Source organism: Curtobacterium sp. MCLR17_045, assembly GCF_003234405.1.
Classification (GTDB): domain Bacteria; phylum Actinomycetota; class Actinomycetes; order Actinomycetales; family Microbacteriaceae; genus Curtobacterium; species Curtobacterium flaccumfaciens.
This window is the reverse complement of the sequence record NZ_QKTB01000009.1, coordinates 62,425-84,623: the sequence shown is the minus strand read 5'-3', so window position 1 is coordinate 84,623 and position 22,199 is coordinate 62,425. Positions and strand designations below refer to the sequence as shown.

The window sequence follows — 22,199 nt, the reverse complement described above, 5'->3', positions numbered from 1 at the left end:
GCCGTGCAGGTCGAGGTGACCCGTCGCGACGGCTCCTCGTACCGGGTATGGGTGTGGCGGAGAGCGGAGAGCGGAGAGCGGAGAGCGGAGAGCGGAGAGCGGAGAGCGGAGAGCGGAGAGCGGAGAGCGGAGAGCGGAGAGCGGTGACGAGGCCGGGCCGAGACCGGTGACGACTTCAGAGCATTGGTGGTCGCCGCCGTCGCCCCGGAACCACCCGACGACCAGCCGCTCGGCATGGACGCACCGGCCTGGTCCACACCCGGCGGCAGCTACCCAGCAGTGCTCGGTTGCATCGCGCGGTACTGGCGACGGGTTGCTCGGTCGTGGTGCATTTTGGTGCACCGCAACTTGGCCGAAGTGGGAGGCACAAGGCTCGGGTCGTCTCGAAGAGCCTGTACTCACAGCGATCGAAGGTGTTCTCTAGACGCGCCGAGGCGCGGCGATGGGTTCAAATCCCACCGGTACCGCCAACGCAAAGAGCCCCAGATCCCCGTCAAGACGGGCATCTGGGGCTCTTTCGCTCTGTCCCGGGACGGTGTGAGCAACCGCAACTTCCGGGCCGTTACTCGGTGGCCGTCGTCTCCCTCGACGAAGGTGACACCCGACTCCGTTGCGGTCGTGGGCTCCGGAACTTGCGATAGGTGCCACTATGCGTCGGTTTGAGTCCCACCCTTTGAAGTGACCTGATGCTGCGTCTGTCTGCGGATATCGACGACGTCGATCGCTCCGGCGGTGGTCGGTCGAGTGCCCGCGGCTCCTAGGCTCGACGCATGGGGATGCACAGGGACCAACGACTCGCCGTGATCATCGGGAGCGCCACGGCGGTGCTCGTCGGTGGCGGGCTGGTCATCGCAGTGGCTCTCGGCCTGATCGGCTCGTAGCCTGAGCAGCGAGCACGAGGAGGGGTGATGGCGCAGACGGCAGAACCGCCGGCGGCCGCGGATGGTCATCAGCAGCTCGGCTCGAGGCACAAGAACGGCGATCGTCGCTTCGGTGTCGCGGGGCTCGTGGCAGGTGTGTACGCCGGCCGAGGAACGCCGATGCTGTCGAGCCTGTACCACTCGACGGTCACCGAGCACATCGGATCAGTCCGCGTCGGCGACGAGCTCCACGTCGAGTGGCGAGGGACCCACTGGTGGGCGTCGTCGGACGAAGGCGCCGTCGGCCGGCTCTCCTGGTCGAAGGGGCTTCGCGAGCAGACGGCGTACGCACCGGACGGGCCCAGCCCCTACGACTTCGACGACGGGACGCTGTACGTGCAGCACGTCACGGTGAACGCCGCCGGCGAGGTCGTCGACTGCGGCGGGTACGTCGTTCCGGACAACTACGAGCCGTCGGACTGGCCGATGACGCCGATCCCGGACCCTGCGGAGCGCGAGCTGACCATCACGATCGGCGCGCCGGCGCCCATGACTCGGCCCGTGCCGGCGGCGGGGAGTCACCACCCCAGGCGAGTAGCGAGACCACTACGCGCTCCGGCTGGCTTCGGCGGCTGCGCGGGCGCGGCTGAGAGGGAGAGCAACCGATGACGACGTACACACCGCGAGAGCTGGCAGCCGAGCTCGGCTACACGAACGAGTCCCGTCCGGGGCGGGCCGTGCGGGCCTACCTGCGGGAGCGTTACCCGGAGCACACCGGATTCTGGGTACTCGACGAGGCGCAGGCCGACGACGTGCGCGCGAACGTGCCCCGCGCGTCGTGACGTGCGTCAGCCGCTGCGACGGTGCAGATCTCGCCCGTCCGAGGGCTTCACGGCGCGGCATTCGGACACGTCATCGGAAGCCGACGAAGGTATCCACTTCGCTGGTGCTGCGCGTCCAGGACCGATAGACAAGGAGCTCCTGGGAACGAAGGAGTTGCCGATGCTGGTTCAGGTTTGTGGTCTTCCCGGCGCAGGGAAGTCGACGCTGTCTGCCCGATCGCGGAGCTGACGCCTTCACTGACGCTTCGCGTTGATGCGATCGAGGGCGCGATGTGGAAGTACCAGATTCCGCCCGAGCAGTCCGGGATCGCCGCCTACTCGGTCATGCATGCCATCGCGGTGCCGAATCTGCGGCGAGGACAGGTGGTCATCGCCGACGCGGTGAGTGGTGTCGAACCCGCTCGCGCTGGATGGGCGTCGACAGCGGAAGCCGCTGGGGTTTCGCTGCGCGTGATCGAGGTCGTGTGTGCGGACGTCAACGAGCACCGTCGCCGGGTGGAGCAGCGTGCGAATGACCTGCCTGGGTTCACCTTGCCGACGTGGGACGAGGTGCAGCGCGTCGCCGACGAGTACGAGCCCCGCACGGACGATCGACTCGTCATCGACAGCACCCGCCCGCTAGAAGAGACGGTGCGCCAGGCCCTTGACTACCTCGAGCTCCACGTCCGGTAACGGACAGTTCAACGGTCCGGCAGGAGTGACGGGTGCGCGGCTACTTCCTCTCGTACCTGCTCCAGTAGCGCGCGAGCGCCGCCTGACCCGGTCGCGCCGTTGTGAACAGGAGCAGAGCAAACCCGACGACGATGACGAGAACCGCCGCCAGACGGTCGAACCTGCCGTCCGAGTGGGCCATCGACACGAAGCCGATGATGATGACCAGCAGCCCCAGCGTCATGAGTGCAACGCGTCGAGGGGTCATGAGTGCGAACCCATCGTCGCCGACCCGGCGCGGTCCGCGGTGAGCAACAGCAGCGAGTACGGCAGCGGTTCACGCAGGTGCCACTTCCGGTTCACGGGCCTGCGCCACGCTGCTGCTCTGTGTCACCGAGTCGTGTGACCACGCTTCGAGTGGAGAGAACGCCATGCGCCGGTTCCAGATCGCTGTTCCCAGACGTCGGGCCCGCACGGTGCTGGGGGTCCTGGCGGTGGCGTGCGCCGTGTCCTTGATCGCTCCGGCGGGAGCGTCCGCGGCGACATCGGGGACCGCGCCGCGTCCAGGGGCCTACGGGTACTTCGTGGACACCTACAAGACCAACACCCCTGCTGCCACGACGCCGGAGACGAACGCTGCGACCGGGGTGCTGTCGCAGTTCGGCACCCTGTGGCGCCCGGGGTCGTCGTGGGACAACGGGGTCGCCACCAGTGCTGCAGCGCAGCGGATCCTGGACTCGAACATCGCGCAGGCAGCGCGGACCACGCAGACCCGCACGGATGCGCAGGGGCACGAGGCGTACCTGATCGACCGACGGAACCAGGGCTACTCGGCCATCGCGGGTTTCGGTGACCTGTCCGACGCGGTGCGGACCGCGACGAACGCCGGCACCACGATCCCCGACGAGATCCCGGCGGACGCCACGACGAAGCAGTACGTCGACCAGGGCAACGCGAAGGGAGCGTGGGCGGACACCGATTCGGAACTCGGCGACGTCGTCCAGCTGGTGAACACGCTGCGGGGCGACTACTCCTCTGCCAGCAACGCGAAGAAGTACTACCAGTACGCGCGGCCGTACCGGCAGAGCCAGGACGTCAAGGTGCTGCCGCAGCTCGTCCCCGAGAAGTCCCCGACGCCCGCCACCGACGGCGGGTTCCCCAGTGGACACACCAACGCCGGCTACCTGGCCTCCCTGGCGTTCGCGTACGCGTACCCGGAGAAGTACACCGAGCTCCTCGCTAACGGCTCGGAGATCGGCAACAGTCGGATCGTCGCGGGGATGCACTCACCGCTCGACGTCATGGGCGGGCGGGTCCTGGCGACTGCGCTGGCAGCGGCCATCCTGGACGACCCGGCCAACACGCAGCTCGAGCAGCAGGCGCACCAGCAGGCGGAGAAGGTGCTCGCCGCCGCCAGCCCCAGCGCGGTCGATCGGTATGCGGACTACGCAGCGGACAAGAAGGACTACCGCGGGCGCCTGACGTACGGGTTCACGCGGACCGGCACGAAGACGATCCCGGCCACGGTGCCGAAGGGTGCCGAGGCGCTCCTGCGGACCCGCCTGCCGTACCTCAGCGACGCCCAGATCCGAGAGGTGCTCCGGACGACCGCGCTGCCGTCGGGCTACCCCCTGCTGGACGACGCGGAAGGGTGGGGGCGCCTCGACCTCTTCTCGGCAGCGTCCGGCTACGGAGCGTTCGACAGCGCGGTGAGCGTCTCGATGGACGCCGCCGAGAAGGGACTGGACGCCGCCGACACCTGGCGCAACGACATCGGCGGGACCGGGTCACTGACCAAGCGGGGGACCGGCACCCTCACCCTCGCCGGCTCGAACCGCTACACCGGCGGCACCGTCGTCCGCGGTGGGACGCTGATCGCGGACTCCGCTGCTGCCCTGGGCAAGGGGTCGGTGACCACTGTCTCCGGCACGCTCGCCGAGGCCAGCACGAGGGTGATCCGCATCGGCGGCAACCTGACGCAGCGCTCGCACGCCGCCCTGTCGCTGAGCGTCTCCGGACCCCGTCCTGCCCTGCGCGTCGAGGGCACGGCGTCGTTCGGCGGGACGCTGCGGGTGCACGTCGCCAAGGGCGCGGCCGTGGCGAACGACCTGGTCCTGATCACGGCGGACCGGATCGCGAAGGGTTCGAGCTTCAGCAGGGTTCGCGTCGCCGGCCTGCCCGCCGGGTACAAGCCCGTGGTGGAGCGCCACGGCAACGAACTGCACCTCGTCAACGCCAACGCGACGAAGCACGGCCACGGCCGGGGCCACGGCGCCGCCTGAAGCGGAGCGCGTCAGGTCGGCTGCGAGTGCGGCCGGCACGACGGGCTGTGCTCAGGCCGCCCCGTCACCGAGGCCGAGCAGCAGCTTCCGGAGGAGCCCGGCCAGCTGCTGCTCCTCGTCGCTGCTCAGGGCTCCGAGGAGCTCCCGTTCGTTCTCGACGTGCCGGGCAAGCGCCGCGTCCACCACCGTCAAGCCGTGATCGGTCAACGTGACCAGCACGCTCCGTCGGTTCGCGGGGTCGGTCTCCCGCGTGACGTAGCCCTTCGCGACGAGCCGGTTCAAGCGGTTCGTGACGGCGCCCGAGGTCACCATCGTGGCGGCGAGCATCTGTCCGACGGCCAGCCGATGTGGCGATCCCGAACGTCGGAGGGTCGCGAGGAGGTCGAACTCACCCGGCAGCAGGTCGTGCTCAGCGAGGACGGCACCGACCTTCCGGTCGAGGATCGCTTCGGCGCGCCCGATGCGCCCGATGACGGCCATCGCGCGGACGTCGAGGTCTGGTCGTTCCCGGCCCCACTGGGCCAGGACTCGATCGACGGCATCCTCCATCGGGCACTCCTTCACGCTGAACTGTTCGACGCGAGCCTATCGCGGCAGTAATGTCTCAACGTTGAGAAGTTCAGCATGAAGGAATCGAGGCTCCGATGGTCGATCGCCCACTGTCCACGTCGGCGGCGGCCGGCCTCACGCTCAGCGCGGCAGTGGCGCCGATCGTGTGGGGGTCGACCTACGTGGTCACCACCGAGCTCCTGCCCGCCGATCACCCGATGACGGCGAGTGTCCTCCGTGCGCTCCCCGCAGGCCTGCTGCTGCTCGCGCTCCGGCCGGGAGTCCCACCGAGGGGCTGGCGCCTCCGGACGTTCGTGCTCGGCATGCTCAACATCGGGTGCTTCTTCCCGCTGCTGTTCGTCGCGGCCGACCGGCTGCCGGGTGGCTTGGCGGCCATCGTCGGTGCGCTCCAGCCGCTCGTCGTCGTGGCCCTCACCCTGGCGCTGCGGTGGGGACGGCCCGCGTTCACCCACGTGGCGTGGGGAGTCGTGGCCCTGGTGGGCGTCGCGCTCGTCTCCCTCAGCGGAGGTGCCGTGTTCGACGTGCTCGGGCTCGCGGCCGCGGCGCTCGGCACGGTGTCCATGGCACTGGGGCTCCTGCTCACTCGTCGGTGGGGCACCCCGGAGGGCACACACCCCCTGACCTCGACCGCGTGGCAACTCATCGTCGGGGGCGTGGTGATCGCCCCGCTCATCCCGATCGTCGACAGCGGGCCGTGGCAGCCGACCGCCGCTGGGTACGCGGGGTACGCCTGGCTCACGCTGGTCGGTGGTGCCCTGGCCTACAGCGTCTGGTTCCGAGGCGCACGGGCGCTGCCGTCGGCCCGGATCGCGTTGTTGGGCGTCCTCAGTCCGTTGACCGCTGCGGTGCTCGGGTGGGTTGTCCTCGGCCAGGCGCTGTCGCCGCTGCAGATCGTCGGCTTCGTCGTCGCGCTCCTCGGTTCCCTGGGTGGGCAGCTCGGACAAGCGGGGTCTCGGGGGCGTTCCTCCGAGCCGCTCAGCCGTAGATCGAGTCCGGGATCTCCGGGCAGGCGGTGACGAGCTCGTAGTACTGGGACTGCGGCAGATCGACCGACCGGTACGGCGACCACGCCCCGTCGCTGTCGACGAACTCCTGCTCGCTCGGGCCGCGCCCCACCGCGATGCCGCGGTCCTGCAGGCACTTCGTGAGCTCGCCCGTGGAGTAGCGGTAGAGCCACTCCAGCTGGGACTCGTTGAAGGCAGTCTGGTACTTCGCGGCCATGGGGTACTCGACCCCGCACGTGTACTCGGCGACCGCGAACGGCTCGGACCGTGCGTCCGGGACCTGCCCGGAGGCGAGGCTCGCGTCGGGCATCGCCTTCGCCTGCGGGAACCCCGCGGCGGTCATGCACCGTTCTTGCGTCGGGGCCCAGTCGGCGTGCGAGACGGTCCGGACGCGGCCGACCACCGGCCGCTCGAGCCCCGGATGGCGTGACGAGACCAGCTGCCACGCCTGGTCGGCATTCGCGTCGAGGATGGTCTCCGCTCGCGCCGCGCTCAGCGCATCGGGCTCCGGCCCGGAGGCAGCCCCAGGCGTGGCACATGCGGACACCCCGCTGACCAGGGCGATGCAGGCCATGCTCACTGCTGCAGTGAGGAGCTGATGGTTTCGTCGTCGCAAGTGTCCCCCTGGAGCTGCGATCGTCAGAACTGCCGGTTCGCCACATCCGCCCGGTGCGACACCGCCAGTATGTCCTGCAGCCGCTCCGCGGGCAACGGTGCTCCCTGATCGGCCAGGTAGTCCGCCGCGAACCCCTCGGCACTCGCCGCGTAGATCCCCGTGTACGCCCCGGACTCCGGCTCGAAGCGCCACGAGTCGGCCAGTGTCCCGGCGTTCACGGTGTCGAACCCGAGCAGCTGCACGAGCTCGGCGACCACGGCCTCGGCCTGCTCGTCGTCGCCCGCGATCGGCAGTGCGGTGCGGGGCGTGGAGCCGGCGAGGTTCGGGATGTGGTGCGCGACGATGTTGTTGAACGCCTTGACGATCCGCGTGCCGGGCAGGAGTATCTGCTCGTACTCCGCCGTGGTCGTCGCGAGGCTGTCGAGCTGCTCGATCCGGCCGTCGCGACCGGGGTAGTAGTTGCCCGTCGACAGCACGGTCCGCCCGGCGAAGGCGTCGAGGTCGGGGGCGAGTGCCGGGTAGGCGGTGAGCGGGATCGCGAGCACGGGCACGTCGCCGAACTCGACGGCCTGCCGCACGGTGCCGGCCTGCGCGCGCGGGCCGAGCTCGGCGACGAGGTCCTGCAGCGACTCGGGGCCGCGCGAGTTCGCGATGAGGACGTCGAGGTCGGCGGCGACGGCCAGGCGTGCGATCGCGGTGCCGATGGCGCCGCTGCCGATGATGCCGATGCGGTTCATGTGGTGCCCTTTCAAGGAGGTGGACGTCAAGGGAGGATCGGGGCTTCCCAGCCGCGCCGCGACAGGGCGGAGAGTGCGGCGGAGGACGAGTCGTCGGCCATCGCGGCACCCCGGACCCAGCTGGTCGCCAGGGCGGCGAGGAACAGGTCCCGCGCGCGGACGTCGGCACGCGCACGACCGGAACGCTGGGCGGCGCGGAGGAACTCGTCCGTGGTGGTGATGAACCCCTGGCACGTCAGGGCGAGCGGCGACGAGTCGGACGACGCGGCGGCACGGAGCGGCTCGGGCAGTCCGTCGAACGTGCCGGCCCACTCGGTGACCGCGTCGAGCCAGCCGTGCAGGGCGTCGCCGGTGTCCACAGAGCCGTCGCGCAGCGCTTCGCGACGGGCCACCAGGTGTTCGTCGCGCGCGGCGAGGAGCTCGGCGAGCAGGGCCTCGCGCGTGGGGAAGTGCCGGTACAGGGTGCCGGCGCCGACGCCGGCCCGCTTGGCGATCGCGTCGAGCGATCCGGACACGCCCTGCTCGGTGAACGCCCGCTCCGCGACCCGCAGGATGTGGTCCCGGTTCCGCAGCGCGTCAGCACGCGGCGCGCGCCCGGCGGGAGCGGTCTGCTCGGGCATGGCGGGCCTCCAGGCTGTGGTGTCGAGTACCGGAGAGGCTCTCCGGAATCACCACAGTACAGGAGACCCTCTCCGTTTCGTCGCGGAAGCGCGACGCCCGGGCGTCAGTGCTCCTCGGCAGCCTCCGCCGCGTCCGCCAGGTCCGACCGCGTGTTCGCGTGGATCGGCTCGCTGTGCCCGAAGGTCTTCGCGGCGGCGCGCAGCCGCCCGACGAACTCCCCGTTGTCCATCTCGAGTTCGTCCTCTTCCGCGTCCTCGATGACGATCTCGCTCGAGGGTCCGATGAGGATCTTCGTGGTGGTCATCGTCCCGTCGTCGGCGACGGCGGGCACGTCGACGGTGTCCGCTCGGTCCCCGCCTGCGAGGGCCGCGGCGTACTCGATCACGGCGTCGGCGACGTCGTCACCGACCAGGATCGTGGTGGCGTCGTAGTGGATGTGCTTCATCGCGTACTCCTTCCCGGACCCATACAAACGCGCGGCGCGGGAACCGGCTTCAGGATGACCGCTGCACGCGGTGGTCCAGGTCCGGGGACTCCAGGGCGTTCCACACGTCGGCCCAGATCAGTTCGAAGTCGACGGGGCGGATGCGGTCGGCCCGGAGCGCCTGCTCCAGGATCGACAGCGCGTCCAGGGAGCCGGTGAGCAGGCGTTCGTCGCCGTGGACCTCGCGGCGTCCGTCGCCCAGGAACGTCGTCACGGTGACGGACCGCACCCGCGGTCGCAGCGTGCGGGTGGCGCGGGCGAGGATCGCGAAGCCACCGCCGTAGACGAGCAGCGCGGTGGTCGTGCCGACGGCGGGGACCGAGACGGCGAGCACCAGGGCGGCGAGGGCGACGACCGCCCCGACGGCCGGCCAGACGTGCCAGGCACGCAGCAGCAGGCGCTCGCCGGTGGTCGTGCCGGGCGGGAACACGACGAGGGTCCGCGAGCTCCACAGCGTCCGACCGACGGGTCGGATCGTGTACCGGCCCCACAGGTGGGTGCCGTCGAGCAGCCGGGTGCGGACCGGCAGCGCCGTGGTCATCGATCCGCCGGCGCGAGTTCCGCGCGCACCGGCGCGAGTTCCGCCCGGACCGGCGCGAGTTCCGCCCGGACCGGCTCGACGACGTCGCGGTGCCGGACGGTCGCCAGGCACGGGAAGCAGACCAGGTCACCTTCGCGGACGTCGGCGGGCAACGGAGCCGGGAGGCGGTGGAACGGACCGTCGGCCTGACCGTCACAGCGGGTGACGACGTACATCGGCGAGAGGGGAGCGGTGCTCCGGCGTCCGATCAGGCGCACCTGGTCGAGCACGGCGCAGGTCGGCAGGACCGCGTCCAGTTCCAGGAGCACCACCCCGGTGCGCGGTCGCCGCACACGGGTGACCGCCGCGACGGCGACGCTCACGTCGCGGGGTGCCCAGCCGCGCGGGCGGTACCGGGGCGGGGACTGCTCGGCGGTGTGCACGGTCGGGGTGCCGGTGAGGTCGGCGAGCCGGACCATCGAGATCGCCGAGACCAGCAGGTCGTCGGTGGTCGCGACGGTGTGTGCCGGCCAGAGGAACGGGTCCATCGGATCGGGGAGCGACGCACGGAGCGTCGGCATGATCGCAGTCAGTGTCACGACCACACGCTCTCGCGGGCTCGAACAGCGCGGAAGGCCTCCTGACGGAACCCCTACGGCCGGCGCCGGAGTCCTGACGGAGCGCTCACCGGCGGGTGGCCGAGCGGAGGGCTGCGGTCCACCCGAGGGAGATCACGCCGGCGCCGATCAGGGTCTTCACCACACCACCGAGGACGAACGGGTACAGCCCGTACTGCAGGGTCTGCTGCAGGTCGAGGCCGAGTGCCACCGCGAGCCAGGCCATCCCGGCGACGAAGGTGACGACGGTGCCGAGGGCGAAGGACAGCAGCGCGTTCCGCAGCGGGCGGTCGCCGAAACGCTCGGCGACCCAGCCGACCAGGGCCGCGGCGGCGACGAAGCCGACGATGTACCCGCCGGAGGGGCCGACGAGCACGCCGACCCCGGCCGAACCGTCCGCGAAGACCGGCAGCCCGACGACACCGAGCAGCGCGTAGACGAGCATCGACAGGGCACCGCGACGGGCACCGAGGGCACTGCCGACGAGCAGCACGGCCAGGGTCTGCCCGGTGATCGGGACGGGCCAGATCGGCACGGACACCTGCGCGGCACCGGCGGTCAGCAGTGCGCCGCCGAGGACCAGCGCGGTGCTGACGACGGCGGTGCGGGGGAGCAGGGCGTCGGCGAGCGGACGGTGTGCGGCGGGGGTGATCGTGGTCATGGTGACTCCTTGCAGAGGGGAGAGGGAGGGTCAGACCGCGACGGCGGCCAGCAGGGATTCGGCGTCGCGTCGGGCCTCGGCCACGGCGGCGGTGTCGAGGCCGCAGGCGCGCAGGCAGGTCGCCACGAGGGCGTCGCGGTCGGCGTCCTGCACGGGGCCGGACCGGCGGAGCTGGATGACGGTCTCGGTGATCTGGATGAGCACCGCACCGAGGCGCGACGGCGAGACACCGGCGGCGACCTCCAGGCTGGCAGCGCGCGAGCCGAGGCGCCCGTAGGCCTCCTGCAGTTCGACGCGCTCGGCCCGGAACCCGTCGTAGCGCTCGCCCTGCACCTCGGGCAGCAGGTACAGCGTGCCGATGTTGTGCGGCGTGCGGGCGAGGGTGTCCACGTCGGCGACGACCAGCGCGGCGAGGGCCCCGGCTGCCGAGGCCGACTCCGGCACGAACTGCTCGAGGCCGCGGACCAGCTCGAGGCTCGGGCGCACCGAGGTCGTGAGCAGCTCGACGAGCATGTCGTCCTTGCCGGCGAAGTGGTAGTACAGCGAGGCCTGCCGGATCCCGACCCGTTCGGCGATCGCCCGGGTCGAGGTCGCGCTGATGCCGTTCTCGACGAACAGCGCGGCGGCGGCGTCGAGGATCTGGTCGCGCGGGCTCAGCGCGGAGTCGGCGTTCGGCACGACCCGCGGTCGGCCGGGGCGCACGGGCCGGTCGTCGGGGGTCATGCCCCCATCCTGACAGCCGGTGTCCGTCACGACTGCTCCCGGTACGCGCGCCAGCCGCCGTGGTGGGTGATGTCCTCGGCGCCCTCGACCGCGAACGGCTCGACCAGGAACCCGGTGACCTCGGTGCCGTCGTCGAGCGCCACGGTGCCGATCGCCATCGGTGCCGGCAGGGCCGCGACGAAGGTGCCGAAGCCAGCGGCGGGCAGGCGCCAGACCTCCCCTACGATGCCCGAGCCCGAGCCCGAGCCCGAGCCCGAGCCCGAGCCCGAGCCGGAGCCGGAGCCCGGCGCGGCGGCGCCGGACGCGACCGGACCCACGCGGACCAACCCGGGCTTGGGCGGCACCGTGTCGAGGGCGTACAGCCGGTAGTCGGACGCGGTGCGGGCCTCCCGGACGAACGACCCGCCGGACGCGACCAGCTGTCCGTTCAGCGGCTGACCGCGCAGGTGCGCCCCGACGACCAGCAGGTCGACGGTCGGGGCGGCGAACGCGGACGCCAACGCCGCCAGGCGCCGGTCGCTGAACGCCGGGCCGGTGAGCATGACGCCGAACGGCAGGCCGTCGACGAAGCCGGCGGGCACCGCGAGCGAGGCCATGTCGAGCAGGTTCGCGAAGTTCGTGTACCGACCCATCCGGCTGTTCGCGCCGATCGGGTCGGCCGCGACCTGCTCGAGCGTCGGGTGCCACGTCGTCGTCGGGGTGAGCAGGGCGGTCGTGCCCTCGAGTGCTGCGCGACCCGCTGCCCCGAACGCGTCGAGTCGTTCCTGGTCGGCGAAGAGCTCCGCGGCGGTCGGCCGTGCACCACCGAGCACGATCGCGGCGACCGACGGGTCGAGGTCGGCACCGACCTCGTCGCGGTGGGCCTCGATGTGGGCGCCGACGGCCGCGTACCGTTCGGCGACGAACGCGCCGTCGTAGAGCAGCGACGCGGCGTCGAGCAGGGGTGCGATGTCGACCTCGACCACCTGGTGTCCGAGCGCACGGAACCGGTCGACGGCCGCGGTGAACGCCTCGGCCCAGCCGGGTGCGAGCCCCTCGAGCTGCGACGGCAGCGGCACCGCGATGCGCGGGACGGCGGGCAGGTCGGCGAGGGCGAGGTCGGGCCGCGCGAGCGGGTCGACGCCGTCCGGACCGGCCATCAGCTCCGCCGCCGTGCGCGCCAGGTCGAGCGACCGGGCGAACACCGTGACGCAGTCCTGCGACCGGCAGGCGGGGACGACCCCGGTGTTCGGCACGAGCCCCTTCGTCGGTTTCACCCCGACCAGGTTGCCGAGCGCGGCGGGCACCCGGCCGGACCCGGCGGTGTCGGTGCCGAGCGCGAAGTCGACGATGCCCAGGGCGACCGCCGTGGCGGAACCGCTCGACGAGCCGCCGGAGATCCGCGTCGGGTCCCAGGCGTTCCGGACCGCGCCGAACGGTGAGCGGGTGCCGACCAGGCCGGTGGCGAACTGGTCGAGGTTCGTCTTGCCGACGACGACGGCTCCGGCGGCGCGGAGCCGGGCGACGGCGGTGGCGTCGGCGGCGGGGTCGTGGGCGTAGGAGCGGGCGGCTGCGGTGGTGGGCAGGCCGGCGACGTCGATGTTGTCCTTCACGGCGAACAGCAGGCCGGCCAGGGGCAGGGACGGGTCCACGGCGAGGGCCTCGGCCAGCACGTCGGTGCGGTCGCGCAGGGTGATCCAGACCTCGGGGCGGTCGACGGCGTCGATGCGGGCGAAGGCGTCGCGGACGCGGGCCGCGGCGGACGTCGTGGCGGCCGCGGTGGCGGCGGTCGGGCCGGCGCTCGCCGTGCCGATCCCGCTCACGCTGCCGCTCCGATCGCGGCGAGGACCTGGCCCGGCGCGACCTGGTCGCCCGGCTTGATGTACACCTCGAGCACGTGGCCCGGCACCGGTGCGTGCACCATCGACTCCATCTTCATCGCCTCCACGGCCAGCAGCTTCTGCCCCTCGTCCACACGGTCACCCGGGCGGACGTCCACCTGCCACACGGTCGAGGTGAAGGGGGCGTACACGGCGGTCGACCCCTCGGGCACGGTCACGGCGTCGGCCACCACGGCGGCCGGCTCGTCACGGACGTCGAACTCGCCCGATGCCCGCCACCGCTCCTTCTCCTCGCCGAACGCCTGCGCCTGCTGCGCCCGGAAGTCCGCGATGGACCCGGCGTTGTCGGCCAGGAACCGGTTGTACGACGCGATCGAGAACTCGCCCTCGACGGTCTCGAACGAGCCCCGTCCGGCGTCCGTCTCCGCGCGCAGCTCGAGCAGCTCGTCGGCACCGACCGGGTACCACTCGATCCGGTCGAAGAACCGCAGCGCCCAAGGGTTCTCCTGGAACAGCCCGCCCCGGCGGAACCGGTTCCAGATCTGCACGGTGCGGCCGACGAACTGGTAGCCGCCCGGACCCTCCATGCCGTAGATGCACAGGTACGCGCCGCCGATGCCGACGGAGTTCTCGGCGGTCCAGGTGCGGGCCGGGTTGTACTTCGTCGTGACCAGGCGGTGCCGGGGGTCGAGCGGGGTCGCGACCGGGGCACCGAGGTACACGTCGCCCAGGCCGAGCACCAGGTAGCTCGCGTCGAACACGGTGCGGAAGACGTCGTCGACGCTCTCGAGCCCGTTGATGCGTCGGATGAACTCGATGTTCCACGGCGTCCACGGGGCGTCGTTCCGCACGCCGTTCATGTACCGCTCGATCGCCAGGCGGGTGGCCGGGTCGTCCCACGACAGCGGCAGCTTGACGGTGCGCGACGGCACGACGAGCTGGTCGGTCGGCGGGATCTCGTCCTCGAGCTCGCGGAGCAGCCCCGCCACGTCGCGCGCCTTGAGCACGGACGCGTCGGTGTGCACCTGCAGGGAGCGGATGCCCGGCGTGATGTCGAGGATCCCCTTCGGCGTGTGCTCCTGCAGCTTCGTCATGAGCGCGTGCACGCGCATCCGCAGCGCGATGTCGAGGGTCATGTCGCCGTACTCGACGAGCACGTTGTCGTCGCCATCGCGTCGGTACGCGACGCTCGGCCGCACGTCGGTCGCGTCCAGGCGGGCGATCACGCCGTCGTCGCCGTCGCCTCCGGTGCGCGGCACCGTCCTGGAGGCCCGGTGCGCGTCGAGCGCGGCGGCGTCGGCTTCGCGGACGGGGACGAACCGGACCGTGTCACCCGGTCGGAGCTGGCCCAGCTTCCACAGGTCGCCGCTGGCGACCACGGAGGGGCAGACGAAGCCGCCGAGCGACGGCCCGTCCGGTCCGAGGATGATCGGGGTGTCCCCGGTGAAGTCGATCGCACCGACGGCGTACGGGGTGTCGTGGATGTTCGACGGGTGCAGACCGGCCTCGCCGCCGTCGGTCCGCGCCCACTCCGGCCGCGGCCCGATGAGCCGGATGCCGGTGCGTGCCGAGTTGTGGTGCACGGCGTAGTCGGTGGCGTAGAAGACGTCGAGGTCGGCGCGGGTGAAGAAGTCCGGTGCGGCGTGCGGCCCCTCGGTGACGGCGATCTCCCACGCGTCGGTCAGCGCGGTGCGGCGGTCGGCCGGGGTCGGACCGCCCACCAGGCCCAGACGGGTCCCCGCCGGGAACGCCGGGTGCGGGGCGTCCGAGTCCGGGGAGCCCGGGCGCAGGACGTCGCCGGCGAGCAGGGCCCGACCAGCGTGGCCGCCGAAGCCACCGAGCGTGAAGGTCGCGGTCGAGCCGAGGTACGTCGGCACGTCGAAGCCGCCCCGGACCGCCAGGTAGGTGCGGAGGCCCGGACCGGGGGCCGTGCCGATCACCAGGGTCTGCCCGGCGCCGACCTCGACCGGCTCCCACAGCGCCACGGGTTCGCCGTCGAGGGTCACCGGCGCCGGCGCACCCGTGAGCGCGACCACCGCGGCGGCCGAGAACCGGAGCGTCGGGCCGGTGGCGGTGACCTCGAGCGCGGGGGCACCGTCCGGGTTGCCCACGGCGCGGTTCGCCTCGGCGAAGGACGCCGCGTCGAACGGGCCGCTCGGCGGGACGCCCACCTGCCAGTACCCGACCCGGCCCGGCAGGTCCTGGATCATCGTCATGGTGCCCGGGGCGACGACGTCGATCCGCGGGTCCGGGTCCTCGGTCGCGTCGAGCGTCGAGGTGGAGTGCGTGGCGGTGCGGAGCTCGAGGTCGTCGGTCAGTGCACGGAGGAGCCCGGCGTTCGTGACGATGCCGTCGATGCGGGTGGCCGCGAGCCCGTCGCGCAGCAGGTCGAGCGCGTCGTCGCGGGTCTCCCCGGTGGCGATCACCTTGGCGAGCATCGGGTCGTAGAACGCGGACACCTCGGAGCCGGTCTCGACCCAGCCGTCGACGCGGATGCCGGTGCGCTCGCCGGAGGGGGTGGTCGCGCTCGGGAACACGGCCTGGGTGACGAGGCCACTGGAGGGCAGCGAGCCCTTCGCCGGGTCCTCGGCGTAGACGCGGGCCTCGACGGCGTGGCCGTTCGGGGTCCAGGTGCGGTCGAACACGTCGGGGCCGATGCCGTCGGCGCCGTCGCGGGCCAGGCGGAGCATGAGCTCGACGAGGTCGACGCCGAACACTTCCTCGGTGACCGGGTGCTCGACCTGCAGGCGGGTGTTCACCTCGAGGAACGACGCCTCTTCGCGCACCGGGTCGTAGACGAACTCGACGGTGCCGGCGCTGCGGTACCCGACGCTCTCGGCGAGGCGGCGGGCGGACGCGTGCAGCTCGGCGCGGACGTGCTCGGGGAGTGCCGGTGCCGGGGCCTCCTCGATGACCTTCTGGTTGCGGCGCTGCAGGGAGCAGTCGCGGTCGCCGATCACCGCGACGCGGCCTTCGCCGTCGCCGAAGAGCTGGACCTCGACGTGCCGTGCCGGCCGCACGAGCCGCTCGAGGAAGATGCCGGCCGACCCGAAGTTCGCGGTCGCCAGGCGGACGACGCTCGTGTACGCCTCGCGGACCTCGTCGAGGGTCGAGCACGCCTGCATGCCGATCCCGCCGCCACCCCCGGTGGCCTTGAGCATGACGGGCAGGCCGATGCGCTCGGCCTCGGCCACGGCGTCGTCGACGCTGGCGAGCAGCCCGGTGCCGGCGAGCATCGGGACCCCGGCGGCGGCGGCCAGCTCGCGGGCGGTGTGCTTCGCGCCGAACCGGACGATCTGGTCGGCGGTCGGCCCGACGAACCGGATGCCGGCGTCCTCGCAGGCCTGGGCGAACTCGGTGTTCTCGGACAGGAACCCGTAGCCGGGGTGCACGAGTCCGGCGCCGGTGTCCTTCGCGGCCTGCACGACCGCGTCGATGCGCAGGTACGAGTCGCGGGCGGGTGCGGGTCCGAGCCGGACGGCGGTGTCGGCCTCGCGGACGTGGGGTGCCGCGCGGTCGGCGTCCGAGTAGACGGCGACGGTGCGCATGCCGAGCGCCTTCGCGGAGCGGATGATGCGGCGGGCGATCTCACCGCGGTTCGCGACGAGGACGGTGTCGGTGCTGAGGGCGGGGGTCTGGTTCACGGTGGCGGTCCCGGTGGGGTCGGGCGCGGCGGTCACGGCTGGACCACGATCATGCGCAGCGGTGTGCAGGAGAAGTCGTTGCAGGGGTTGTTCATCTGCGGGCAGTTCGAGACGACGACGAGCACGTCCCGCTCGGCCCGGATCGCGACCCGCTTGCCGGGGGCGCTCATGCCGTCGACGATCCCGAGGGCGCCGTCGGCCTCGACCGGCACATTCATGAACCAGTTGAGGTTCGACACGATGTCGCGGGCACCGAGTCCGTGGCGGCCGGCCTCGGCCAGGAAGTTCTCGCGGCAGCCGTGCTGGTACTGGGTGTGGTGCCCGTACCGCAGGGTGTTCGACTCCTTCGAGCACGCGCCGCCGATGGTGTCCTGCCGGTCGATCTCGTTCGCGACGACGGTCATCAGCGGGCGGCCCTCGTTCGACATCAGGACGGTGCCGGTCCGGACGTACGCGTTGCCCTGTGCGGCGAGGGTGTCCGGCACGCTGTACCGCTCGTCGGGGTCGTGGGCGTCGTAGAGCAGGCAGTCGGCGCTCTGGTTGCCGCCGACGTCGACGATGGTGAGCACCTCGCCGGCGCGGACCACGGCGGACCACGGTGCGAGCGGGGCGACCCGGTCGTCGCGGACCACGGCGCCCGGCACCAGGGACTCGCTCCAGTCGAGGGCGACGTCCGGGTCGTGGACGGCTCCGACCGGGACGGTGGAGGTGGGGGTGTGGGTCGTCGTGTCGGTCATCACAGGCCTCGGGCTTCCGCGTGGTCGATCGAGTTCAGGTAGGCGCGGGTGAGCTCCGGCGTCGCGGTGAACCGCTCGTCGGCCGCGGTCGTCGGGGCCCCGCGCCAGGCGTGCACCCGCAGTGGTCCGACCAGGTAGTCCGGGCGCGGGTCGATCGGGTGCGCGACGTTCGCGACCAGGACGAGCAGCGGCAGCTCGGCGACGAGCGTGACGTGGGTGCCCGCGCCGGCCGAACCGGTGAAGGTCATCGCCCCCTCGGCGTCGATCCGCACGCCCTGGAAGAACGAGATGCTCGGCGGCAGGTCCCGCTTGGTGAGCCCGTGCTTGGCGGCGGCCTTCGCGAACAGCGACCGACCACTCGGGGTGCGCCCCTCGGGTGCCGCGTCGCCGTACTTCCGCTCGTTCCAGGCGTCGGTCGAGGTGCCGCAGAACGCGTCGTGGTGCCCCGAGGTGTCCTCGAGCACGGTCGCCAGCGCCCGACCGTCCCCGCTCAGCAGCGGCGAACCCTGGCCCAGGTACGCCTGCCACGGGATCTTCTGGGTGTCGGCGACGTTGAGCCGCTCCCACGGTTCGAGCGCGTTGAACACCAGGACGTTGGCGCAGGCCTGACCCGTCGGGTCGTCGAACCGCAGCCGTGACCCGCGGGCCAGCACCTTGTGCGTGTACCCGCCCGGCGCCACCGTCTCGGCCCAGACGAGCTGAGCGGGGTCGACGCCCTCGGGGGCGAACGGTGACGACGACGCCGGCAGGTACGGCATGTACTCGGACTGCGAGCCGGCCTGGGCGCGTGCGTCGGACCGGGAGGCGAGCACGCTGTCGGTCTGGTGGAGGTCGCGCATGGGGTTCCTTCCGGATCAGGCTTCGACGGAGGCGGCGGTCGGGCTCGCCGCAGTCGCGGCTGCGGGGACGGGCACCGCCGCGGTGGTGGGCACCTCGGCCAGGGTGATCGGCCCGTGCGTGCGGTGCCGCCAGCTCGACCACGCCCAGCCGACGAGCAGCACGCCGCCGATGAACAGCAGGGCGCTGTACTGCAGCCACCACGAGGTGCCGGTCAGGTCGTAGATCTCCGGCCGGGGCCAGATGAGGTTGATCGCCATGCCGATCTGGAACGCCACGGCCAGGGCGTTCAGCGGGATGCCCCAGCGACCGAGGGTGAACAGCGGCTTGCCGTCCTCGTCCACCCCGGTCGGCAGCCCGGTACGACGGAGCTTGATCCGCTGGACCAGCAGCGGCCCGGTGACCCCGAGGTAGGCCAGGTAGAGCATCGCGATGCACAGGCTCGACAGGGCGGTGAAGATCGCGGACTGCCCGATGTTGACGGCGAGGGCCAGCCCGGCGCCGACCCCGACGACGATCGACGCGGCGATCGGGGTGCCGGTGCGGGGCGAGACCCGGGCGAGGGTGCGGTGGAAGGGCAGCGCCTTCTCGCGGGCCATCGAGTAGACCATCCGGGCTCCGGCGGTCTGCACGGCGAGGGTGCACGCGAAGACGGCGACGGCGACGGTGCAGAGCAGGAGCCGGCCGAAGACGTCGCCGAGGGTCGAGGTGATCACCCAGGCGAGACCCTGGGTGGCGAGCTTGCCGTCGGTCAGGCTCGGGGCGGCGACGAGGGCGCCGATGATGAGCAGCCCGCCGCCGAGGCCGGAGACCGTGAGCGCCCGGACGATCGTCTTCGGGGTGGTCCGGCGCGGGTTGTGGGTCTCCTCCGCGAGCTCACCGGCCGAGTCGAAGCCGACCATCACGTACGCGGCCATCAGCGAGGACGCGAGGAACGCCCACACGTAGGGCTCGGTGCTCGTCGAACCGGCGGTCGTGAACACCACGGAGGCGCTGCGGTGCGGCAGGAGGAACAGGGCGCCGATGAGCACGACCACGCCGATGATCTCGATGAGCACGCCGAAGCTCGTCACGCGGGCCATCAGCCGGACGCTCGTGATGTTCACGATCGTCGTCACGGCGAGCATCACCAGCCCGAGGACCACCGCGTTCGCGGCACCGGTCGGCGACGCGACGGACGGGTCCGCGCCCGGACCGCCGACGACCTGGAACCCGTCCCAGATCGCGGGGAGCACGGCCTGCACGGCGATGGCCGCCACCGCGACGGTGAGGATCTGGCCGATGATCATCGTCCAGCCGGTGAACCACCCGAACCGGGCTCCGGCCAGACGGCTCGACCACTGGAAGATCGCGCCGGAGATCGGCCAGCGGGCCGCGAGCTGCGCGAAGTTCAGCGCGACGAGCAGCTGGCCGCCGAAGACGAGCGGCCACGCCCAGAAGAACGCAGCACCGCCCAGCCCGAAGCCGAGTCCGAACAGCTGGAAGACCGTGGTGAGGATCGAGACGAAGGAGAAGCCCGCCGCGAAGGAGGAGAACGAGCCGACCCCGCGGTGGAGTTCCTGCTCGTAGCCGAGGCGGGCGAGCCCCTGGGTGTCGACGTCGGACGTGGCGCGCGGTGCGTGGAGCGGTGCTTGCGGAGAACGCATGACTGCAGACCTTTCGCGGAGTACCTGTCGGGTGACAGGTAGTGCGACAAGTGTCTTGCGGCCCTGTGTCGGCGCCGTTGCCCGTCTGTTTCGAGTGCGTGACGGCAGGCCCCGGCGTGTAAACGTTCCGAGTCGGCGGGCGGATCAGCGGCGGGGGATCACCGGTGGGGGATCACCCGTGGGGGTCACTCGACGTCCACGTCCCGCTTGCCGCGGCGGACGATGAGCGGGTCCGGCTTGCCGATGACGTCGGCGGCCTTGTCCGGGTAGTCGAACTGCGTCAGGAAGTACCGCATCGCGTTGAGCCGCGCACGCTTCTTGTCGTTCGACCGCACGATCGTCCACGGCGCGTAGCGCTTGCTCGTCCGGGTGAACATCGCCGTCTTCGCCTCGGTGTAGTCCTCCCACCGGTCGAGTGACAGCAGGTCGATGTCGGACAGCTTCCACCGCCGCACCGGGTCGAGCTGGCGCATCGCGAACCGGGTCCGCTGCTCGCGCCGGGTCACCGAGAACCAGAACTTCGTCAGGTGGATGCCGGAGTCGACGAGCATCCGCTCGAACTGCGGCACCTGGGTCATGAACGACTCGTACTCGTCGTCGCTGCAGAAGCCCATCACCCGTTCGACGCCGGCACGGTTGTACCAGGAGCGGTCGAACAGGACCATCTCACCGGCGGCCGGCAGGTGCTGCACGTACCGCTGGAAGTACCACTCACCGCGCTCGCGCTCGGTCGGCTTGCTCAGCGCGACGACCCGCGAGGTCCGGGGGTTGAGGTGCTCCGTGAACCGCTTGATCGTGCCGCCCTTGCCCGCGGCGTCACGCCCCTCGAAGAGCACCACGACCTTCTGGCCGGTGTCCTCGAGCCAGTACTGGCACTTCAGCAGCTCGATCTGCAGCAGGTACTTCTGGTACTCGTACTCGTCCCGCGGCAGGCGCTCCGAGTACGGGTAGTCGTCCTGCCAGGTGAGCACCGGGTTGCCGTGCGGGTCGATCAGCTCCGGGTCGGCCGTCTGACCGTCCGCGACGCTGTACCCCTCGGTCCGCAGCTGTTCGATGTACTCCCGCAACGGCTGCGAGTACGGCGCTGTGTCCACGGTGTCCTCCCTCTGCGAGCCGATCGGCTGTCGGCCCCAAGGGCCATCCTGGCCCGGCCACCCGCACGACCGCCCCACGCCTCGCCCTGGACGCGACCCGATGACGGCCTGGAGGCGCGGTGCGGGCCCGCCCCGTGCCTCCCGACCGCATGTGGCCCTTCACAGGCATGATGGGGCCATGACGGACCAGGCCGAGATGATCCACCCCGAGATCGCACCGAGCGGAGACGGGTGCGTCGAGTGCGACGCGACCGGCTCGTGGTGGGTGCACCTGCGCCGCTGCGCGGCGTGCGGCCACGTCGGCTGCTGCGACGACTCCCTCAACACGCACGCGACGCGGCACTGGGAGGAGACCGGGCACGCGGTCATCCAGAGCTACGAGCTTGGCGAGACCTGGGCCTGGGACTACCGCGACGACACCCGCTCCGAAGGGCTCGAGCTCGCCGCCCCCACCAGCCACCCCGTGACGCAGGCAGTCCCCGGGCCGGCGGATCGCCTTCCCGGGGACTGGTTGGAACTGCTCGGCGGATCGCGCTGATCCGCGGCGGTCGTCAGGTCAGACGGCCGCGGTCGCCTCGTCGCGGTGCGGGAGCTTCCAGCCCGGACGCACGAAGTGGCAGGTGTAGCCGTGCGGGTTCTTCTCGAGGTAGTCCTGGTGCTCGTCCTCGGCCTCCCAGAACGGGCCGGCCGCGGTGACCTCGGTGACGACCTTGCCGGGCCAGATGCCCGACGCGTCGACGTCCGCGATGGTGTCGAGGGCGACCTGCTTCTGCTCGTCCGTGGTGTAGAAGATCGCCGAACGGTAGCTGCGACCGATGTCGTTGCCCTGGCGGTCCTTCGTCGACGGGTCGTGGATCTGGAAGAAGAACTCCAGCAGGTCCCGGTACGAGATCTGGGACGGGTCGAAGACGATCTCGACCGACTCGGCGTGGTCGCCGTGGTTGCGGTACGTCGCGTTCGGCACGTCGCCGCCGGAGTAGCCGACGCGGGTGCTGACGATGCCGGGACGACGACGGAGGAGCTGCTGCGCTCCCCAGAAGCATCCGCCGGCGAGGATGGCGGTCTCGGTGGTGGTCATGGTGGCCTCCTGGGCTCTCGTGTCACTGGCTGCGACACCGTGTGGTGCAACCGGCAACAGGGACGATCTGTTCCCGTCGTCAGGTCCGCTGTGGGGCACGGACCCACCCGGGTGTGCGGTCGGTACGACTCGACCCTACGAGTCCGTGCTCCGTG

The 22,199-nt window shown here is 71.6% G+C and carries 23 protein-coding genes; 6 read left to right on the top strand and 17 right to left on the bottom strand.

Annotated elements, in window-relative coordinates; genetic code table 11:
* Positions 1 to 908: 908 nt before the first annotated feature.
* Genes DEJ05_RS08285 through DEJ05_RS18430 form a run of 3 tightly spaced genes read left to right on the top strand, consistent with a single transcriptional unit; the run spans position 909 to position 2,374 of the window.
* Positions 909 to 1,529 carry a hypothetical protein gene (locus tag DEJ05_RS08285; protein ID WP_146245057.1) on the top strand — a complete coding sequence of 207 codons (621 nt, stop codon included), beginning with the start codon at positions 909 to 911 and terminating at the stop codon, positions 1,527 to 1,529.
* Complete coding sequence (locus tag DEJ05_RS18050; protein WP_159557109.1) at positions 1,526 to 1,702, top strand: hypothetical protein; 177 nt, start codon at positions 1,526 to 1,528, stop codon at positions 1,700 to 1,702. Before DEJ05_RS08285 ends, DEJ05_RS18050 begins: the two co-directional genes overlap by 4 nt.
* A gap of 21 nt (positions 1,703 to 1,723) precedes the next feature.
* Positions 1,724 to 2,374, top strand: a complete 651-nt coding sequence (locus DEJ05_RS18430) for an AAA family ATPase (protein WP_375334835.1) — start codon at positions 1,724 to 1,726, stop codon at positions 2,372 to 2,374.
* Positions 2,375 to 2,414: 40 nt separating this feature from the next.
* Here the strand turns inward: DEJ05_RS18430 and DEJ05_RS08275 are convergent, their stop codons facing one another.
* The gene (locus tag DEJ05_RS08275) at positions 2,415 to 2,621 is read right to left on the bottom strand and encodes a hypothetical protein (RefSeq protein ID WP_146245055.1); all 207 of its coding nucleotides are present in this window, start codon (positions 2,619 to 2,621) and stop codon (positions 2,415 to 2,417) included.
* Positions 2,622 to 2,937: 316 nt separating this feature from the next.
* Between DEJ05_RS08275 and DEJ05_RS08270 the strand changes: the two genes are divergently transcribed.
* The gene (locus DEJ05_RS08270) at positions 2,938 to 4,635 is read left to right on the top strand and encodes a phosphatase PAP2 family protein (protein ID WP_111110205.1); all 1,698 of its coding nucleotides are present in this window, start codon (positions 2,938 to 2,940) and stop codon (positions 4,633 to 4,635) included.
* Between the two features lie 51 nt (positions 4,636 to 4,686).
* Here the strand turns inward: DEJ05_RS08270 and DEJ05_RS08265 are convergent, their stop codons facing one another.
* Positions 4,687 to 5,184: a MarR family winged helix-turn-helix transcriptional regulator gene (locus tag DEJ05_RS08265; RefSeq protein WP_111110204.1), complete on the bottom strand. Its 498-nt coding sequence runs from the start codon at positions 5,182 to 5,184 to the stop codon at positions 4,687 to 4,689.
* A gap of 95 nt (positions 5,185 to 5,279) precedes the next feature.
* Here DEJ05_RS08265 and DEJ05_RS08260 point away from each other — a divergent pair, with 95 nt between their 5' ends.
* Complete coding sequence (locus DEJ05_RS08260) at positions 5,280 to 6,221, top strand: EamA family transporter (protein ID WP_111110203.1); 942 nt, start codon at positions 5,280 to 5,282, stop codon at positions 6,219 to 6,221.
* Here the strand turns inward: DEJ05_RS08260 and DEJ05_RS08255 are convergent.
* From DEJ05_RS08255 to ppk2, 14 genes are all read right to left on the bottom strand, one after another.
* Entirely contained in the window at positions 6,181 to 6,783 is a 603-nt protein-coding gene (locus DEJ05_RS08255; protein WP_146245054.1) for a hypothetical protein, read from the bottom strand. The two genes, DEJ05_RS08260 and DEJ05_RS08255, sit on opposite strands and share 41 nt — an antisense overlap.
* Positions 6,784 to 6,848: 65 nt before the next feature.
* On the bottom strand, positions 6,849 to 7,562 hold the full coding sequence (locus tag DEJ05_RS08250) for an NADPH-dependent F420 reductase (protein WP_111110201.1): 714 nt from the start codon (positions 7,560 to 7,562) through the stop codon (positions 6,849 to 6,851).
* Positions 7,563 to 7,588: 26 nt separating this feature from the next.
* Positions 7,589 to 8,182, bottom strand: a complete 594-nt coding sequence (locus DEJ05_RS08245) for a TetR/AcrR family transcriptional regulator (protein ID WP_111110200.1) — start codon at positions 8,180 to 8,182, stop codon at positions 7,589 to 7,591.
* Positions 8,183 to 8,286: 104 nt separating this feature from the next.
* A complete protein-coding gene (locus DEJ05_RS08240) occupies positions 8,287 to 8,628 on the bottom strand; it encodes a hypothetical protein (protein ID WP_111110199.1) in 342 nt (113 codons plus the stop codon).
* A 49-nt stretch (positions 8,629 to 8,677) separates the two neighbouring features.
* Positions 8,678 to 9,208: a DUF6611 family protein gene (locus DEJ05_RS08235; RefSeq protein WP_111110198.1), complete on the bottom strand. Its 531-nt coding sequence runs from the start codon at positions 9,206 to 9,208 to the stop codon at positions 8,678 to 8,680.
* Positions 9,205 to 9,786, bottom strand: a complete 582-nt coding sequence (locus DEJ05_RS08230; protein ID WP_146245053.1) for a hypothetical protein — start codon at positions 9,784 to 9,786, stop codon at positions 9,205 to 9,207. Before DEJ05_RS08230 ends, DEJ05_RS08235 begins: the two co-directional genes overlap by 4 nt.
* Positions 9,787 to 9,871: 85 nt before the next feature.
* Positions 9,872 to 10,465 carry a biotin transporter BioY gene (locus DEJ05_RS08225; protein WP_071245214.1) on the bottom strand — a complete coding sequence of 198 codons (594 nt, stop codon included), beginning with the start codon at positions 10,463 to 10,465 and terminating at the stop codon, positions 9,872 to 9,874.
* A gap of 30 nt (positions 10,466 to 10,495) precedes the next feature.
* Positions 10,496 to 11,188: a TetR/AcrR family transcriptional regulator gene (locus DEJ05_RS08220; RefSeq protein ID WP_111110196.1), complete on the bottom strand. Its 693-nt coding sequence runs from the start codon at positions 11,186 to 11,188 to the stop codon at positions 10,496 to 10,498.
* 26 nt (positions 11,189 to 11,214) lie between these two features.
* Entirely contained in the window at positions 11,215 to 12,990 is a 1,776-nt protein-coding gene (atzF, locus tag DEJ05_RS08215) for an allophanate hydrolase (RefSeq protein WP_258376118.1), read from the bottom strand.
* The gene (gene uca, locus DEJ05_RS08210; protein WP_375334834.1) at positions 12,987 to 16,688 is read right to left on the bottom strand and encodes an urea carboxylase; all 3,702 of its coding nucleotides are present in this window, start codon (positions 16,686 to 16,688) and stop codon (positions 12,987 to 12,989) included. Before uca ends, atzF begins: the two co-directional genes overlap by 4 nt.
* On the bottom strand, positions 16,685 to 17,389 hold the full coding sequence (locus tag DEJ05_RS08205; protein WP_071404758.1) for an urea amidolyase associated protein UAAP2: 705 nt from the start codon (positions 17,387 to 17,389) through the stop codon (positions 16,685 to 16,687). The genes uca and DEJ05_RS08205 overlap by 4 nt, the downstream gene beginning before the upstream one ends.
* Positions 17,389 to 18,228 carry an urea amidolyase associated protein UAAP1 gene (locus DEJ05_RS08200; protein ID WP_111032603.1) on the bottom strand — a complete coding sequence of 280 codons (840 nt, stop codon included), beginning with the start codon at positions 18,226 to 18,228 and terminating at the stop codon, positions 17,389 to 17,391. Before DEJ05_RS08200 ends, DEJ05_RS08205 begins: the two co-directional genes overlap by 1 nt.
* Before the next feature lie 15 nt (positions 18,229 to 18,243).
* Positions 18,244 to 19,872, bottom strand: coding sequence for an APC family permease (locus DEJ05_RS08195; RefSeq protein ID WP_110863544.1), 1,629 nt, complete (start codon positions 19,870 to 19,872; stop codon positions 18,244 to 18,246).
* Positions 19,873 to 20,057: 185 nt separating this feature from the next.
* On the bottom strand, positions 20,058 to 20,966 hold the full coding sequence (gene ppk2 / locus DEJ05_RS08190) for a polyphosphate kinase 2 (protein ID WP_027467245.1): 909 nt from the start codon (positions 20,964 to 20,966) through the stop codon (positions 20,058 to 20,060).
* Positions 20,967 to 21,144: 178 nt separating this feature from the next.
* Between ppk2 and DEJ05_RS08185 the strand changes: the two genes are divergently transcribed.
* Complete coding sequence (locus tag DEJ05_RS08185; protein WP_111110195.1) at positions 21,145 to 21,504, top strand: UBP-type zinc finger domain-containing protein; 360 nt, start codon at positions 21,145 to 21,147, stop codon at positions 21,502 to 21,504.
* 18 nt (positions 21,505 to 21,522) lie between these two features.
* On the opposite strand, the gene msrA is transcribed toward DEJ05_RS08185, so the two are convergent.
* Positions 21,523 to 22,044: a peptide-methionine (S)-S-oxide reductase MsrA gene (gene msrA, locus DEJ05_RS08180; RefSeq protein ID WP_111024046.1), complete on the bottom strand. Its 522-nt coding sequence runs from the start codon at positions 22,042 to 22,044 to the stop codon at positions 21,523 to 21,525.
* Positions 22,045 to 22,199 lie beyond the last annotated feature (155 nt).

Bases quoted from the DNA above. Each gene is read 5' to 3' on its own strand.
- DEJ05_RS08285 (WP_146245057.1), top strand. From the start codon at position 909: ATGGCGCAGACGGCAGAACCGCCGGCGGCCGCGGATGGTCATCAGCAG.
- DEJ05_RS18050 (WP_159557109.1), top strand. From the start codon at position 1,526: ATGACGACGTACACACCGCGAGAGCTGGCAGCCGAGCTCGGCTACACG.
- DEJ05_RS08275 (WP_146245055.1), bottom strand. From the start codon at position 2,621: ATGACCCCTCGACGCGTTGCACTCATGACGCTGGGGCTGCTGGTCATC.
- DEJ05_RS08265 (WP_111110204.1), bottom strand. From the start codon at position 5,184: ATGGAGGATGCCGTCGATCGAGTCCTGGCCCAGTGGGGCCGGGAACGA.
- DEJ05_RS08260 (WP_111110203.1), top strand. From the start codon at position 5,280: ATGGTCGATCGCCCACTGTCCACGTCGGCGGCGGCCGGCCTCACGCTC.
- DEJ05_RS08255 (WP_146245054.1), bottom strand. From the start codon at position 6,783: ATGGCCTGCATCGCCCTGGTCAGCGGGGTGTCCGCATGTGCCACGCCT.
- DEJ05_RS08250 (WP_111110201.1), bottom strand. From the start codon at position 7,562: ATGAACCGCATCGGCATCATCGGCAGCGGCGCCATCGGCACCGCGATC.
- DEJ05_RS08245 (WP_111110200.1), bottom strand. From the start codon at position 8,182: ATGCCCGAGCAGACCGCTCCCGCCGGGCGCGCGCCGCGTGCTGACGCG.
- DEJ05_RS08240 (WP_111110199.1), bottom strand. From the start codon at position 8,628: ATGAAGCACATCCACTACGACGCCACCACGATCCTGGTCGGTGACGAC.
- DEJ05_RS08235 (WP_111110198.1), bottom strand. From the start codon at position 9,208: ATGACCACGGCGCTGCCGGTCCGCACCCGGCTGCTCGACGGCACCCAC.
- DEJ05_RS08225 (WP_071245214.1), bottom strand. From the start codon at position 10,465: ATGACCACGATCACCCCCGCCGCACACCGTCCGCTCGCCGACGCCCTG.
- DEJ05_RS08220 (WP_111110196.1), bottom strand. From the start codon at position 11,188: ATGACCCCCGACGACCGGCCCGTGCGCCCCGGCCGACCGCGGGTCGTG.
- DEJ05_RS08205 (WP_071404758.1), bottom strand. From the start codon at position 17,389: ATGACCGACACGACGACCCACACCCCCACCTCCACCGTCCCGGTCGGA.
- DEJ05_RS08200 (WP_111032603.1), bottom strand. From the start codon at position 18,228: ATGCGCGACCTCCACCAGACCGACAGCGTGCTCGCCTCCCGGTCCGAC.
- DEJ05_RS08195 (WP_110863544.1), bottom strand. From the start codon at position 19,872: ATGCGTTCTCCGCAAGCACCGCTCCACGCACCGCGCGCCACGTCCGAC.
- DEJ05_RS08185 (WP_111110195.1), top strand. From the start codon at position 21,145: ATGACGGACCAGGCCGAGATGATCCACCCCGAGATCGCACCGAGCGGA.
- msrA (WP_111024046.1), bottom strand. From the start codon at position 22,044: ATGACCACCACCGAGACCGCCATCCTCGCCGGCGGATGCTTCTGGGGA.